The sequence below is a fragment of the Rhizobium sp. TH2 genome, from assembly GCF_024707525.1.
GTDB lineage: Bacteria > Pseudomonadota > Alphaproteobacteria > Rhizobiales > Rhizobiaceae > Rhizobium_E.
In genome coordinates this window covers 1,487,266-1,501,724 of record NZ_CP062231.1, presented here as the reverse complement: position 1 = coordinate 1,501,724, position 14,459 = coordinate 1,487,266, and the positions used below count along the sequence as shown (strand labels likewise).

Annotated in this window: 13 protein-coding genes; 5 read left to right on the top strand and 8 right to left on the bottom strand. The window is 61.5% G+C overall.

What is annotated here, in order from left to right; genetic code table 11:
- Positions 1-57 precede the first annotated feature (57 nt).
- From IHQ71_RS07610 to IHQ71_RS07595, 4 genes are read left to right on the top strand one after another with little or no spacing between them, the layout of a single operon-like run.
- On the top strand, positions 58-993 hold the full coding sequence (locus tag IHQ71_RS07610; protein ID WP_258161340.1) for an ABC transporter permease: 936 nt from the start codon (positions 58-60) through the stop codon (positions 991-993).
- Entirely contained in the window at positions 993-1,832 is an 840-nt protein-coding gene (locus IHQ71_RS07605; protein ID WP_258161339.1) for an ABC transporter permease subunit, read from the top strand. The genes IHQ71_RS07610 and IHQ71_RS07605 overlap by 1 nt, the downstream gene beginning before the upstream one ends.
- Before the next feature lie 4 nt (positions 1,833-1,836).
- Positions 1,837-2,493 (top strand): dimethylsulfoniopropionate lyase, encoded by a 657-nt coding sequence (locus tag IHQ71_RS07600; RefSeq protein ID WP_258161338.1) that lies wholly within the window; start codon positions 1,837-1,839, stop codon positions 2,491-2,493.
- An 18-nt stretch (positions 2,494-2,511) separates the two neighbouring features.
- A complete protein-coding gene (locus IHQ71_RS07595) occupies positions 2,512-4,146 on the top strand; it encodes an amidohydrolase (protein ID WP_258161337.1) in 1,635 nt (544 codons plus the stop codon).
- A 282-nt stretch (positions 4,147-4,428) separates the two neighbouring features.
- Here IHQ71_RS07595 and IHQ71_RS07590 read toward each other — a convergent pair whose 3' ends face one another.
- From IHQ71_RS07590 to IHQ71_RS07565, 6 genes are all read right to left on the bottom strand, one after another.
- The gene (locus IHQ71_RS07590; protein WP_258161336.1) at positions 4,429-5,631 is read right to left on the bottom strand and encodes an adenylate/guanylate cyclase domain-containing protein; all 1,203 of its coding nucleotides are present in this window, start codon (positions 5,629-5,631) and stop codon (positions 4,429-4,431) included.
- Between the two features lie 142 nt (positions 5,632-5,773).
- The gene (locus tag IHQ71_RS07585; RefSeq protein WP_258161335.1) at positions 5,774-7,375 is read right to left on the bottom strand and encodes a GMC family oxidoreductase; all 1,602 of its coding nucleotides are present in this window, start codon (positions 7,373-7,375) and stop codon (positions 5,774-5,776) included.
- Positions 7,376-7,383: 8 nt separating this feature from the next.
- Positions 7,384-8,175 carry an ABC transporter ATP-binding protein gene (locus IHQ71_RS07580; protein ID WP_258161334.1) on the bottom strand — a complete coding sequence of 264 codons (792 nt, stop codon included), beginning with the start codon at positions 8,173-8,175 and terminating at the stop codon, positions 7,384-7,386.
- A gap of 20 nt (positions 8,176-8,195) precedes the next feature.
- Entirely contained in the window at positions 8,196-8,993 is a 798-nt protein-coding gene (locus IHQ71_RS07575) for an ABC transporter permease (protein ID WP_258162770.1), read from the bottom strand.
- Positions 8,994-9,105: 112 nt separating this feature from the next.
- Complete coding sequence (locus IHQ71_RS07570) at positions 9,106-10,089, bottom strand: ABC transporter substrate-binding protein (RefSeq protein ID WP_258161333.1); 984 nt, start codon at positions 10,087-10,089, stop codon at positions 9,106-9,108.
- Positions 10,090-10,298: 209 nt separating this feature from the next.
- Complete coding sequence (locus IHQ71_RS07565; RefSeq protein WP_258162769.1) at positions 10,299-11,243, bottom strand: LysR family transcriptional regulator; 945 nt, start codon at positions 11,241-11,243, stop codon at positions 10,299-10,301.
- A gap of 148 nt (positions 11,244-11,391) precedes the next feature.
- On the opposite strand from IHQ71_RS07565, the gene IHQ71_RS07560 reads away from it, so the two are divergent.
- On the top strand, positions 11,392-11,529 hold the full coding sequence (locus tag IHQ71_RS07560) for a hypothetical protein (protein WP_258161332.1): 138 nt from the start codon (positions 11,392-11,394) through the stop codon (positions 11,527-11,529).
- Between the two features lie 277 nt (positions 11,530-11,806).
- On the opposite strand, the gene IHQ71_RS07555 is transcribed toward IHQ71_RS07560, so the two are convergent.
- Both IHQ71_RS07555 and IHQ71_RS07550 read right to left on the bottom strand, forming a co-directional pair.
- Positions 11,807-13,297 (bottom strand): aldehyde dehydrogenase, encoded by a 1,491-nt coding sequence (locus IHQ71_RS07555; protein WP_258161331.1) that lies wholly within the window; start codon positions 13,295-13,297, stop codon positions 11,807-11,809.
- A gap of 277 nt (positions 13,298-13,574) precedes the next feature.
- A complete protein-coding gene (locus tag IHQ71_RS07550) occupies positions 13,575-14,249 on the bottom strand; it encodes a DUF1028 domain-containing protein (RefSeq protein WP_258161330.1) in 675 nt (224 codons plus the stop codon).
- Between the last annotated feature and the right edge of the window lie 210 nt (positions 14,250-14,459).

Genomic DNA, 14,459 nt, shown 5'->3' with positions numbered 1-14,459 from the left:
CGGCAGGACAGAGGGGGGTAGCGCCACCCGCCCCTCCTTGATGGAGACGCAACGCTGATGGACGAACTCCCGCACGGCTCCCCCCTCTCCCGCTGGTTCAACGGCAATGGCTGGCGCCAAGTCATCATCGCCACGCCCTATGTCTGGCTCACCATCTTCTTCTTCATTCCGTTCCTGATCATCGTATGGATCAGCCTCGGCAAAACGGCGCCTGTCTCGCCGCCCTTCATCTTCAAGCCGGAATTTCCTTGGATCTACCTCCAGGGCTACGGCCGCCTGTTCACCGACACGCTCTATATCAGGGCCTATTTCGTCTCGGTCTACAATGCGGCGATCGCCACGGCGCTCTGCCTGCTGGTCGGCTATCCGATGGCGCTGGGGCTGACCCGTGTCAGCCGCAGCTGGCGGAGCTTCCTGCTGATCCTCGTCATCCTGCCGTTCTGGACCTCGTTCCTGCTCAGGGTTTATGCCTGGATGGGCCTGATGGGCTCCAACAGTTGGTTCAACAGGGGCCTGACCGCGATCTGGAATACGCTTGTTCCGCAAAGCTGGGAATTGACCTCGATCCCGATGATGAACTCGAATTTCGCGGTCATCCTGGTCATGGTCTACACCTACCTGCCCTTCATGATCCTGCCGCTCTATGCCAATCTCGAAAAGCTCGACAACACGCTCAACGAAGCGGCCATGGATCTCGGCTCGCGGCCGAGCCAGGTGTTCCGCGACGTGACGCTGCCGCTCTCGATCCCCGGCATCATCGCCGGCGGGCTGCTGGTGTTCATTCCGGCTTCCGGCGAACTGGTGATCCCGAGCCTGGTCGGCAATGCCTATGACCCGATGATCGGCCGGGTGATTTCGGACGAATTCTCCTCTGCGCGCGATTGGCCGATGGCCGCCGCGGTGGCAGTAGCACTGCTGCTGCTGCTGGTCATTCCGATGATGGCCTATACCCATTTCGATGCCAAGGCGCAGGCCGGACGGGAGAATGGGTGATGAACCAGAAGCATTATTTCCTGAAGACCTGCCTCTTCGTCGGCTTTGCGTTTTTCTATATCCCGATCCTGTCGATGATCTTCTTCTCGTTCAACAAGTCGCGGCTGGCCACCGTCTGGGGCGGGTTCTCGACCGAGTGGTACTGGAAGCTGTTCGCCAACAAGCAGGTGATGAACGCAGCGCTGCTGTCGCTGGAGATCGCGCTGGTCAGTGCCACGATCGCCACCATCCTCGGCACGATGGCCGGCATTGCGCTCGCCCGGTTCAAGCGCTTTCGCGGCCGCACGATCTTTTCCGGTTTCGTCACCGCGCCGCTGATCATGCCGGAGGTCATCACCGGCATTTCCATGCTGATGCTCTTCATCCTGATGGGTCAATATATCGGCTGGCCGAGCAAGCGCGGCTTCACGACGGTCACCATCGCCCACATCACCTTCTCGCTGACCTTCGTGACGACGATCGTACAATCGCGCCTCACCTCCATGGATATCTCGATCGAGGAGGCCGCGATGGACCTCGGCTCAAAGCCCTGGCAGGTGCTCAAGGACGTGACGCTGCCGATCATCGCGCCTGCGATCATGTCCGGCTGGCTGCTCGCCTTCACCATCTCGCTCGACGATGTGGTGATCACCAACTTCACCACCGGCCCAGGTGCCACGACGCTGCCGATCCTGATCTGGTCGAAGGTCAAGCTTGGGGTAACGCCGGATATCAACGCGCTCGCCTCGATCGTCATCATGATCGTCGGCATCTGTGTCGGCATTGCCGGCATCATCATGATGCGGGCGGAGCGGCGCCGCGAGCGCGATATCCACATGGCAACAGCGGCAAATGAGTGAGAGCATGAACAGGGAAATCGCGATCCGCAATCTGATCGACGAGATCGAGACCTATCTCGGCCGGTTCGAGGGGCCCGGCATAGCCGACGTCCACGCCGGGATCGCCCGCTGGAAGGGCGGACCTATCCGTGAGGTGGCACCGAAGCGGATAAAACAAGTCGAGCATATCGATGCCGCTCTCGACTGGATGGACGCCAGTGGCGACCATCCGCTTGCCACAGCGATCCGCGCGGCCATGCCCTATCTTGAATGGCTTGCCTACGATCCCTATCCGCGCGAACTGATCGGCGATGTCTATGCCGACAACCACACGATGGCCTCGCTGATCGGCGAAGGCGGGCAGATCGGCGCGGTGGATTTCGATCTCGGCCTGTTCGGCTTCGGACCCAACATTCTCTATCGCGACCACAAGCACGCGGCGCCCGAAATGTACGCGCCGCTGACCGCGCCACATGGCTGGCGGTTCAAAGCCGGTGAGCCGCTCAACTGGCATTCCTCGCACCAGCCGCAATGGAACGAACCATGGGAGCAGCACGCCTTCAAAGCGGGCCCGAACCCCTATTTCTGCATCTTCGGCTGGACCAAGGACGTCAACGTCCCCGCCGAGATGGTGCCGTGCGACGACTGGCCCGCGCTCGAAGCCGATAATCCCCACGCCTGAAATCCTGAAAGCAGCATCATGCCCTCCCCCGATCTCATCATCATCAACGGCAATATCGTGACCATGGACCCGCTGACGCCGAAGGCCGAAGCGCTGGCAGCGACTGGTGGGCGCGTCATCGCGCTCGGTACGACGGCCAAGATCAAGGCGCTGGCGGGCAGCGGCACGCGCGTGATCGATGCCGGCGGGCGCCTCGTCCTGCCCGGTTTCCAGGACACACACATCCACCTGCAGGATTCCGGACAGGGATACGGCCAGAACGCCGCGCTGGACGAGGCACGGACGATTGACGAACTGGTCGAGATCATGCGCGCCTTCGCCGCCTCGCATGACCGGCCCTGGGTCGATGGCGTCGGCTGGTATACCGGCATCTTCACCGACCATAACCTGACCCGCGAGGTGCTGGACCGCGCGGTGCCGGATCGCCCAAGCTTCATCCTCGCCTCCGACGGCCACAATGCCTGCATGAATTCGCTCGCCTGCGAATATGTCGGGCTGGTGAAGGGCCTCGCCGATCCGCCGAACGGGCATTTCGTGCTGGATGAAAACGGCGTGCCGACCGGCATGCTGCACGAGGATGCGATCAAGTGGGCCGATGCCCGCATGCCACAGCCGACCGATGCGGATTTCGCATTCGGAGTCAAATATGCCGCCTCGCTCGCCAATCGCCACGGCATAACCGGCGTCCTGGATGCGCGCGTCGCCGACCGCCATGTCCGCGTCTATGACGGACTGGAGAAGGCAGGCGAACTGACTGTTCGCATTTGCGCCACGGCGCTGGTGGAGCCGTCCGACACGACCGAGGAAGCGCTCGCCCGGATCAGGGCCTTCCGCGCCGCCCACCAGAGCGATATGTTCACGGTCCATTCGGCGAAATTCTTCCTCGACGGCGTGATGGAAAACCGCACCGGCGCGATGATCGAGCCCTATTCGGACGAACTGGGCGGCAACGCGTCACTGATGTTCGAATACGACCAGATTCTCGAACTGTTCACCGCCTTCGATGCGGCGCGCTTCCAGATCCACATCCACGTGATCGGCGACAATGCATGCCGCGCGGCGCTCGACGGACTGGAGGCGGCGCGCAAAGCCAATGGCAAATGGCCGAGCCTGCACCAGATCGCCCACGTCCAATGTATCGATCCCGCAGACATTCCGCGCTTCCACGAACTTGGCGCGATGATAAACATCCAGCCACTCTGGGCCCGGCACGAGCCCTCGGTCACCGACGTCGCGCTGCCGATGGTCGGAGAAAAGCGCGGCAAGTGGATGTATGCCTTCCGCTCACTGATCGATGCCGGCGCGCCCTATGCGCTGTCGTCAGACTGGGGTGTATCGACGCTCAACCCGTTCGAGATCATGGAGACCGCGATCACCCGCCAGCCGCCCGGCCGGCCGAAGACCCACCCGGTCTTCCTGCCCGAGCAGCGGATGACGCGCGAGGAATGTGTGAAGGGCTACACGATCCATGCGGCGGAGGCCGCCTGGCGTTCGGCCGATACCGGTTCACTGACGCCGGGCAAATATGCCGACATCATCGTCCTCGACCGCGATATTTTTGAGTGCGATGTGTACGACATTGGGGAGACGGAGGTGATGTTGACGCTGCTGGGCGGACAGGAAGTTCACCGGGATCCGGGGTTTGGCGGCTGAATCCGCTCGGTAAAGTTCAGTTTGCAAATTCTGCAGGGATGCCAATCATTTGATTATCCAGCTTCCAACCCTCGGGTTGGAGCCTGACATGATACCATCGGGCGCCACCAGCCAGCCAAATTGACCTGTAACGCAACACGCCGCCTTTCAAACAATCTTGGTAGCCGTGCTGGACACCGCAACACGGACAAAATTCGAAAGTCGGCAATGTTCCATCGTTGCCCCACTGCGGTTCCTCGTCATAGAAGCCGCAAACCCTGCAATGGTTATGATCTTCCTTCGTCATCGCCCCACCGTAAACAGCTCCATCGGCTCGCTCACACCCCGCAGCGAAAACTGGCCCAGAGACGCCAGCTTTTCGCGCGCTTCGGGCGCGCAGGCGTCGGCGAAATCGGCTGAAACAAGTGCGTCGTTGTCAGTGGTCTTGCAGATGGTGCAGATGCGGCTGACCTCGTTGACGGCGGGGCCGACGACGGTGAAGTCGAGCCGGTTGCGGCTGCCGACATTGCCATAGAACATCTGCCCCTTGTGCAGGCCGACATAGACGCCGGTGCAGGGCTCGCCGCGCGCGGCGCGCCGCTGGTTGAGATATTCGAAGTCGCGGCGCAATTCGCGTTCGGTTTTCAGTGCGCGTGATGCGGCGGCCGTGGCGTCCGGTCCCTTGAAGGTCGCCAGCACGCCGTCGCCGATTAGCTTGAGCACGTTGCCGCCGTTGCGGTGCAGCGCGCTGATGACGACCGACGCATAGTCGTTCAGCAGTGGGAGGATCTGTTCGGGGCGGGCGGCGTCGGTGATGGCGGTGAAATTCTTGAGATCTGACAGCCAGATCACCGCATCGATCATCTCGGCCTGGCCGCGCGCGACCTGTCCATCGATGACGCGGGTCGCCGCATCCTGGCCGAGATAGACACGTGCCAGCGTCTTGACGATCCGGATGCTGCCGACGCTCTTGAGCGCCAGCGCAAGCGTCGGCAAAAACCGCCGCAGCACCTCGAGGTGTTCCTCGCTGAAGCCTTCAGGCTCCCGCGTCGCCCATATGATGTAGACGGAGTCCATTGCCCCGATGCTGCCCTTGCGGGTAAACCGCTCGATGCGGGCGACGACGTCGGTATAGCCCTCTTCGCTGAGCTGCGGCAGCCTGTAGAAATCGAGCGGCGCACCCTTCCAGATCTCGCGGCGTACTTCCGTCTCGCCCGATGTCATCAGGTAATTGAAGACCGAGTTTTCCCAGTTCGCACGCGTCTGGCCGGCTTCCGTGGACGCATAGGTTCGGAGCGGCCGGACCTTGGTGTCTTCCGACTTCCACTCAAAGGCATGACCCTCGAACTCGGGATGCAGCGTGTCCATCAACCCGACGGCATAAGCGACCGGGATGCCGATATTGTTGCATCGCTCGCAGAAGCTCCAGAATATCTCGTTCGGCTCTTCGCCCCGCAGACCGGCGCCAGCCAGCCAGTGCAGAATCTCGATCTCGCCTTCTTGCATTCTTTCCACCTCGGGCATTACCGGCTCATGGGTAAAGGCGATGGACGCAATTCGCAAGAGTTCTTGCAGCAGGGCATGTGGCCGGACCGAAAAATTCGGCGAGGCCGACGCCAGGAATCTCTGAAAAGCTAATCGGTTCTTTTCAGGCGGGAAGCATCGCCCGTGCGCACTTTTCGCCGATCATCATCGACGGCGCGCTGGTGTTGCCGCCGATGAGCGTCGGCATGACCGACGCATCGGCGACGCGGAGATTTTCCGTGTCGCGCACCTTGAGCGAGATGGGATCGACGACCGCCATGTCATCGGTCCCCATCTTCACAGTGCCGACGGGATGGTAGACGGTGAGCGCCTCGGCGCGGAGATAGGCGAGGATCTCGTCGTCGGTCTGCACACCGGGGCCGGGCAGGATTTCGTCACCCTCGAGCGGCGCGAAGGCAGGCGCGGCAAAAATCGAGCGGGCGATCTTGATGCCCTCGACTAGGGTCCGCCAATCCTCCTCCGCCGTGAAAAACCGGTGGTCAATCAACACGTTTCTGCGCGTGCCGTCATCGGCCAGCGTGATCTCGCCGATGCTTTTCGGCCGAAGCACGCAGGTGTGGACTGCAAAGCCGTGGCCATATTCGACCAGCTTGCCGCGATGGCTGCGATAGCCGGGCACGAAATGGAACTGGATATCCGGCACGCCATTGGAATATTTCGTGCGGGCAAAGCCGCCGGCCTCGACATAGTTGGTGGTCAGCATGCCCATCCGCTTGCCGAAATAACGGAAGGGGCTGGCGAGGATCGCAGCGGCATTGGGAAAACTGAGCCCCAGCGTATCGCGGCTTTTCGAGCGCACGGTGATCATGCCGTCGATATGATCGCGCAGGTTCCGGCCGACGCCCGGGAGATCGACTCGCGAATGGATGCCGAGCTTTTGCAGCGATGCCGCTGAACCGATGCCGGATGCCAGCAGGATGCGTGGGCTACCGATGGCGCCGGCACTCAGTACCACCTCGCCCTGGCAGGCGATCGTCTGCGCCGCGCCGTCTTTGATGATATGCACGCCGGTGATGCGGCGCTCGTCCATGGCCAGATCCAACACTTCGGCACCGGTGAGCACGGTGAGGTTAGAGCGGTTGCGGATCGGTTTGACGAAAGCGGTGTAGGCGGAAAAACGCTGGCCGCGATCCTGCGTGACATTGTAGATGCCGAGGCCGAACTGGCTCTTCGCATTGAAATCCGTGTTCTCGGGCAGGCCGATCTGCTTGCCCGCCTCGACCCAGATTTTCGAGAGCGGGTTCGGGTCGCGTGGCTTGTCGACAAGCAATTCGCCCGAGAAGCCGTGGTAATCGGCATCCTGATTGAGCAGGTTCTTTTCGAGCGATTTGAACACCGGCAGCACGTCGGCGTAGGACCAGCCGGGGCAGCCGAGGTTCGCCCATTCGTCGTAATCCTCTTTGGCGCCGCGGATATAGATCATCGAATTGATCGATGACGAGCCGCCCAGCGCCTTGCCGCGATTGACCGGCAGGCGGCGGTTGTTCATCTCCGGCTGCGGCGTGCCGTAATAGCCGTAGTCGAAACGCTTGTTGCCGTAGAGCGCGAGGATGCCGGCCGGCACCTTGACGCGGATGTCGTTGTCGCTGCCGCCGCCCTCGATCAGGCAGACCCGATACGCCGGGTTGGCGGAGAGCCGGTTGGCCAGCACGCAGCCGGCCGAGCCCGCGCCGATCACGATATAGTCGAACACGGCGTCTTCCATGGCGTGGCTCAATGCTCCTCGTCTTCGTCGTGGCGGAGCAGTTCCAGTATCTCGCGCTTGCGGGCGATGAAATCCGGCTCCAGCGCGATATCGATCGAGCGCGGACGCGGGAAATCGACCACGATCTCCTTCTTGATCACGCCGGGACGGCCGGACATGACCAGCACGCGGTCGGCGAGCAGGATCGCCTCGTCGATATCGTGGGTGACGAAGAGCACGGTCTTCTTGCTGTGTTCCCATACGCGCAGGAGCAGCTTCTGCATCGTGTGCCGGGTCTGGCTGTCGAGCGCGCCGAAGGGCTCGTCCATCAGCAACACCTCGGGATCGTTGGCCATTGCGCGGGCGATCGCCACGCGCTGCTTCATGCCGCCCGAGAGTTGCGAGGGATAATGGCCGGCGAACTTGGTGAGCCCGATCTCCGAGAGGTAATATTCGACGATCTGCCGGCGCTCTGCGGCGGGGATGCCCTTGCGCTTCGGGCCGTATTCGACATTCTGCGCCACGGTCAGCCATGGAAACAGCGTATAGGCCTGGAACACCATGCCGCGATCGGGACCCGGCTCGATGATCGTGCGATTGCCGACGCGGATATCGCCGGCCGAGCGATCCTCGAGGCCTGCAATCAGGTAGAGCAGGCTCGACTTGCCGCAGCCGGACGGGCCGACGATCACGCAGAACTCGTTTTTCGCGACATGCAACGAAATGTCCGACAGCGCCAGGACCGAGCCATCGCCCTTGCCGTAGCGGAGCGTCACCTGATCGACGGCTATGTCGGCACTTCTCTGGTCGGTTACGGCCATCAGCATCATCAAACCTTTAATTAAACTGCCCAGGGGGCGGCATAGCGGCGAAGCAGGCGGAAAATCTGGTCTGTCAGGAGACCCAGTATGCCGATCAGGGCGATCGCCATGAAGATCACATCGACCTGGAAGCCACGCATGGCTTTCAGCGAGATATAGCCAAGCCCGCTGCGCGCGGCGACAAGTTCGGCAACGACGAGATAGGTCCATGCCCAGCCCATGGTGACGCGCAGGATATCGAGCACCTGCGGCAGCGTGGCGGGCATGACGATGTGGAAGACGGTTTCGGTCCGGCTGGTGCCGAGCGTATAGGCGGCATTGACCAGATCGCGTGGCACCGAGCGCGCCGCATCCGCCATCATCACCAGTTGCTGGAAGAAGATGCCGAAGATGATGATCGCCACGCGCTGCTCGATGCCGATGCCGATCCAGAGAATGGAGAGCGGCACCAGCGATGTGACCGGCAGGTAGCGGATGAAATTGACCAGCGGATCGAGAAAGCTCTGGACGATCTTGTAGGTGCCCATGACCAAGCCGAGCGGCACCGCGACGACGCTGGATATGACGAAGCCGATCAGGACCACCTGGACACTGGAGAAGACATGCTCCCAAAGCGAGCCGTCCATGGCCATGCTGATCGTGGTTTCGACCACCTTGTCGGGCTTCGGCAGGAACATCTCGCGGACGAAACCCGAATAGGTGACCGCGAACCACAGGCCGATCACCAAGACCCAGATCAGGATCGACAGCAGAATCGCGACCCATTTGGGAATGGCGCGAAAGGGGGTGCTGATATCCTTCAGCAGCGATTGTCTCATCACGTCAGCGATCCTCGTGCCCGGCCATTTCTGAAGTCCGGGACGTCAAGAAGGGAGGCCGGACGCGGGCGGCATGGATCCGCGTCCGATATTTGGGAAGAATGCGCTGGTCTTACTTGGCGCCAAGGAAGGTCGTGTCGACCAGGTCGTCATACTTGACGTCCATCTTCAGCTTCTTGTAGGAGCCCCAGATCTCGCCGCCCAGCGTCACCAGCTTGCCGGATTCGCCGTCCTTGCCATCCTTGAAGAATTCCGCGTTGCGGTCGGCGCCATAGAAGGTCACGCCTGCGGCCGATGCGGTGAAATCCTCCGGCTTGGAGAGCCAGCCGCCGACACCCTTGGCCATGACCTCGTAGGCTTCCTTCTGGTTGGTCTGGATGAATTCATGGGCCTTGTTGAGCCCCTTCACCAGCGCCTCGACGTCCTTTGGGTTTTTTTCGATGTAGGAGCAATTGAGCGCCACGACATCGACGATCAGGCCCGGCGTCTTCGTCGAGTCGATCAGGACCTGGCCCTTCTTGGCGTTCTTGGCGAGGGTGAGATGCGGCTCCCAGGTCACCGCGACCGGGATGCGGTCGGCCATGAAGGCGGCGGCGGCATCATCGGCGGTCATGTTGGTGATCTTGAAATCGGATTCGGCAAGACCTTCCTGCTTGAGCAGGATGTTGAACCAGAACTGGGAAACCGAACCTTCGTTCATCCCCACTTCCTTGCCCTTGAGATCGGCAAGCGATTTTACGCCTTCGGGCGCCAGGACGCCGTCACCGCCGTGACTGTCGTCAAGGGCGTAGACCGCCTTGAAGCAGAATTCGGGCGAGCGGTATTTCATGATCTCGTCGATGGTCGAGGCATTGCCGTCGAGCTCGCCAGCAGCCACCGCGGCCATGTAGATCGAGGCCTCCTCGATGATCTGGAGATCGATGTCGAGGCCGTTCTCCTTGAAGAAGCCCTTGTCGCGGGCGAGGAAGAGCGCCCCGTAGCCGACCCAGGTGGTCATGCCGAGCTTCATGGTGCCGGCGTCGGCTGTGGTCGCGGCAACGAGTGCAACGCCGCCGGCAAGCGTGGCTTTCAAAAGGCGCGAAAGTGTCTTTGTCATAGCGTTCCCTGTCTCTGGTTGAGTGGCGTTATATGCCTGCGCTTTCGGCGCCTTTTCCCGTCTTTTCGATCATGAGCCCAGCCAGCAAACAATTCAAGCGCGACGTGCCGGCTCTTGATTGCAGTAGCAAAGCATCAAACCCGCATCGGAAAAATAAGCATTTTCGGCGCATCGGCTTAGGCATTGCCTAATCAGACCAAGCGTTAGCTTCAGCGCTTCTTCTGGCCCATGGCGGGTGCCACCATGCCGGGAATATAGGCGTCCGAAATGAAGGATTTCGCGTGTGTGGCGAAGGCCGCGAGCAGCCGCGACTTCTTGAGTTGCTTGAGCGTGGCAAAGCCGATCGTCATCGGCCGGTTTTCGCCCGATAGCCTCACGCGCACCACTTTGCGGCCGTCGAGCGCAGTGTCGGAGCGCGGCGTGACATTGGCCAGCGAATAGCCATAGCCATTGGCGACCATGGTGCGGATGATATCGGGCTGGCTGAAACGAAAGGCGATGTTCGGCGACAGCCCCTCCTTCATGAACAGCGCCGTGAAATATTCCGCCGACAGCGGCAGGTCGAGCAGGATCAGCGGTAGTTCAGCGAGTTCGGACAGCGTCACCGCCGAGTGACGCGCCAGCGGATGGCTCTCGCCGACGATCGCGTGGACCGGCAGATTTACCAACGGCGTGAATTCGATATCCGCAGGGATTTGCAGGTCGTAGGTGATGGCGACGTCGATCATCGCCCGGTGCAGGCCGTTGAGCAGCATCTCCTGGTGATCGGCATGTGGGCGGATCGAGGCCTTGGGGAAGGCCGACATAAAGGAGATCGAGAGTTCGGGCAGGACCATAGGCGCGAGCGTTGTGAGGCAGCCGACGTTCAACTGGCCGCGCACCTCCTCGCTCGCCTCGGACGCGGCCGCATAGAGCGACTCCGCCTGCTCCACCAGCCGCTTGGCCTCCATGAGCATGATCCTCCCGGCCGGCGTCAGTGACAGGCCCTGGGCGTGATGGCGGATGAAGAGCTGGGTGTCGAGTTCCTGCTCGAGCTGCGAGATGGCGGTGGAGATCGAAGGCTGCGAGATGTTGATGCGCTCCGAGGCATGGGTGATCGATCCCGTCTCCCCGGCGGCAATGAAATATTCGAGCTGTCGGAGTGTGAAGCGCATCGAGCGGGCCATTATCGGTTCATCACCAGTTTCAGCGTTTGCGTCGGTTTGTCAAATGCATAGCGTTTCGAAAGTGCCCGGCATGGGGGTGCAATTGCAGGCTGCATGGTGCAGACTGCCGCCAAGGGAGGAGATTCGTTTGCGGCAAATGGTCATTATCCTCGTTGCGGCCGGGCTCATCGCGTATGATCTGTTCCTGCTCAATGGCTACTACATCAGGCTCATCATCGCCGAGGCGTCATCGATCTGGAACGTGATCGAAGGCTTCTTCCGCGGCCTGTTCTGAGGCCTAGAGCCTCTTGCGTTGAAATGGAATCGGTTCTGCCGGAGCAGGTTTTCGTCAGGACAGAGGCGATTGGCGAAGGTCGTACCCAGATGTACGGCCGAGCCGATCGCCTCTGATCCTGGCGGAAAGATGCCCGGCCCTTCGGGTTGGCTGAAGCGGGCCGCCTCTTTGACCGGCCGGCTTGGCCGTATGCTTTGGCTACGACGCGTGGCCCACCGGTCAAACATGCGACTCCGCTTGAGCCAACAGAACCGGTTCCATTTCAATGCAAGAGGCTCTAATATTTGATCCATGCTGTCTTGAGGCCGGAGAACTTGTCGAAGGCGTGAAGCGACAGGTCACGGCCGATGCCGGATTGCTTGAAGCCGCCGAACGGGGTCATCGGCGACAAGGCGTCGACCGTATTGACCGATACCGTTCCAACCTTCAGCCGATCGATCATGCGATGGGCACGCGACAGGTTCGAGGTCCAGACCGACGCCGCCAATCCGTAGATCGAGTCGTTGGCGATATGGACCGCCTCGTCCTCGGTCTCGAAGGTGCTGATCGCGAGCACCGGTCCAAAAATCTCCTCCTTCGACAATCGATCATCAGGCCTCACATCAGCGAAAATCGATGGCTCGATAAAGCAACCCTTGCCATCCACGGTCACGCGATTGCCGCCCGCGACCAGCCGGGCATTGGCGCGGCCATAATCGAGGAACGAGGCAATGCGGGCGGTCTGTTTCTCATCGACGATTGCGCCCATGGTGGATGCCGGATCGAGGGGATTGCCAGGTACATAGCGCCCTGCCCGCGCCTTCATCTTCTCGATGAAAACGTCGGCGATCGGCTTCTGCACCAGAAGCCTCGAATTGGCCGAGCAGACCTCGCCCTGGTTGAAGAAGATGCCGAAAGCCGCCATGTCGGCTGCCGCGTCGAGATCGTCGCAATCGGCGAAGATCAGGTTCGGGCTCTTTCCGCCGCATTCGAGCCAGATCTGCTTCATATTGGATTGGCCGGAATAGGTGAGGAAGAGTTTTCCCACCTCGGTCGAGCCGGTGAAAGCGACGCAGTCGATATCCGGGTGCAGACCGAGCGCCTTGCCAGCGGTTTCGCCATAGCCGGGCACGACATTGAAGACGCCATCCGGAATGCCGGCTTGGCTCGCGAGTTCCGCGAGACGCAGCGCCGAAAGCGGCGATTGTTCGGCCGGCTTCAGGATCACCGAGTTGCCCATGGCGAGCGCGGGCGCGCATTTCCATGCCGCCATGTCGAGCGGAAAATTCCACGGCACAACGGCGGCAATAACACCAAGAGCTTCGCGGCGGATCATCGCGAGATTGCCGGAACCGGTAGGCGCAATCTCATCATAGACCTTGTCGATCGCCTCGGCGTACCACTGGAAAACGCCAGCGGCGCCGGGCACGTCTATGGCCGCCGCGTCCTGCACCAGTTTGCCCATGTCGAGGCTTTCGAGCAGGGCAAGCTCCGTGAGGTTCTCGCGGATTAGATTGGCGAGCCTGAGCAGGATTTCCTTGCGCTCGCCCGGCGTCTTGCCCGACCATCGGCCGTCTTCGAAAGCGCGGCGGGCGGCGCGGACAGCGAGATCGATATCGGCGGCATCGCAGGAGGCGATCTGTGCCAGCACCGCGCCAGTGGCGGGATTAATGCTGTCAAAGGTCTTGCCCGACGCGGCGGGGACGTATTTGCCATCGATGAATGCGCGATCACGGAAGCGGATCTTGGTAGCTTCGGCTTCCCAGCCGGTCTTGGTCATGTCGTTCATTGGTTGTCTCCGTCGGTCATCACACGAGCCCATATCAGAATGTGGCTTACCCCTCACCAAGCGCGTCCATGCGTTCGCTGCGGCTCACGCGGACTTGCTATCCTCTCCCACAAGGGGAGAGGTAAATCTGTGGCGCTGCCTCGCCTCAAATCAAGGCCGAGCTTGTGGCGCCTTTACCTCTCCCCTTGTGGGAGAGGATACGCAGGCCGGGCGAGCTTGCGAGCCCTTGGCCGAAGTTGGTGAGGGGTGAAAGCTGGCTGCGGCACTCCCAACAACCTCATTCATCCCCCGGCACGCCATAGCTCGGCGAGCCAGACGGATTGAGCGCACGCGTGACATAATCGTTGAGCTGCGGCTTGTAGATGCCCCAGAGCGTTTCGAGTTCGCCGATCGGGTCGTCCTCGGCCCAATCGACGCGCAGATCCGCCACAGGCCAGGAGACCTCCCGCACCATCAGCATGCCCGCCGAATGCACCGGGCCAGCCTCGCCGCCCGCGGCAAGTGCTGCCCGCATGGCGGTCAGCAGACGGTCGCCGAGATGGCCCGTGGACACTTCGAAAGCCGCAACCATGCTTTTGGGCACGGCGGGATTGGCCAGCAAGTTGCCGCCAGCCGCGCAATCCTTGCCATGAGCGAGATTGTTGATGCCGAGCGTGTGTTCGCCGGAATGCTGGGCGGTCAGTCCATTCTTGTCGAGCAGCATAATCTGGCGCCAGGGTGCGTTCGAATATCCGTCGAGCAGCTTTGAGAGTGCCGCATCGGCGGGGAGACCACCGGCCATCAGATCCAATCCTTTTGATCCCAATGATGGATCGGTGATATTCTGCGTCGCCACCACGCCAACGCCGGCGCGGGCATGGGCGCAGCGCGCCGCAACGGCAGGCGAAGAAGAGGAGATGGCGATACCCATCATGCCGGTCTCAGTGCAGCGTCCGATGATCGAGAAGGTCATGTGCAGGCCTCCGGAGACGTCGCGATCCGCGCATCACCCCCCTCTGCCCTGCCGGGCATCTCCCCCTCAAGGGGGGAGATCGGCGGTTGCGCGACCTCTGCCCTAAGCCACCGCTTTGCTTTTTGCGGAAACGGCGAAACGAGTCTCCAATCTCCCCCCTTGAGGGGGAGATGTCGCGAAGCGACAGAGGGGGGTGTAGCCAAGTTCGCA

Bases quoted from the DNA above. Each gene is read 5' to 3' on its own strand.
- IHQ71_RS07610 (WP_258161340.1), top strand. From the start codon at position 58: ATGGACGAACTCCCGCACGGCTCCCCCCTCTCCCGCTGGTTCAACGGC.
- IHQ71_RS07605 (WP_258161339.1), top strand. From the start codon at position 993: ATGAACCAGAAGCATTATTTCCTGAAGACCTGCCTCTTCGTCGGCTTT.
- IHQ71_RS07600 (WP_258161338.1), top strand. From the start codon at position 1,837: ATGAACAGGGAAATCGCGATCCGCAATCTGATCGACGAGATCGAGACC.
- IHQ71_RS07595 (WP_258161337.1), top strand. From the start codon at position 2,512: ATGCCCTCCCCCGATCTCATCATCATCAACGGCAATATCGTGACCATG.
- IHQ71_RS07590 (WP_258161336.1), bottom strand. From the start codon at position 5,631: ATGCAAGAAGGCGAGATCGAGATTCTGCACTGGCTGGCTGGCGCCGGT.
- IHQ71_RS07585 (WP_258161335.1), bottom strand. From the start codon at position 7,375: ATGGAAGACGCCGTGTTCGACTATATCGTGATCGGCGCGGGCTCGGCC.
- IHQ71_RS07580 (WP_258161334.1), bottom strand. From the start codon at position 8,175: ATGGCCGTAACCGACCAGAGAAGTGCCGACATAGCCGTCGATCAGGTG.
- IHQ71_RS07575 (WP_258162770.1), bottom strand. From the start codon at position 8,993: ATGAGACAATCGCTGCTGAAGGATATCAGCACCCCCTTTCGCGCCATT.
- IHQ71_RS07570 (WP_258161333.1), bottom strand. From the start codon at position 10,089: ATGACAAAGACACTTTCGCGCCTTTTGAAAGCCACGCTTGCCGGCGGC.
- IHQ71_RS07565 (WP_258162769.1), bottom strand. From the start codon at position 11,243: ATGCGCTTCACACTCCGACAGCTCGAATATTTCATTGCCGCCGGGGAG.
- IHQ71_RS07560 (WP_258161332.1), top strand. From the start codon at position 11,392: ATGGTCATTATCCTCGTTGCGGCCGGGCTCATCGCGTATGATCTGTTC.
- IHQ71_RS07555 (WP_258161331.1), bottom strand. From the start codon at position 13,297: ATGAACGACATGACCAAGACCGGCTGGGAAGCCGAAGCTACCAAGATC.
- IHQ71_RS07550 (WP_258161330.1), bottom strand. From the start codon at position 14,249: ATGACCTTCTCGATCATCGGACGCTGCACTGAGACCGGCATGATGGGT.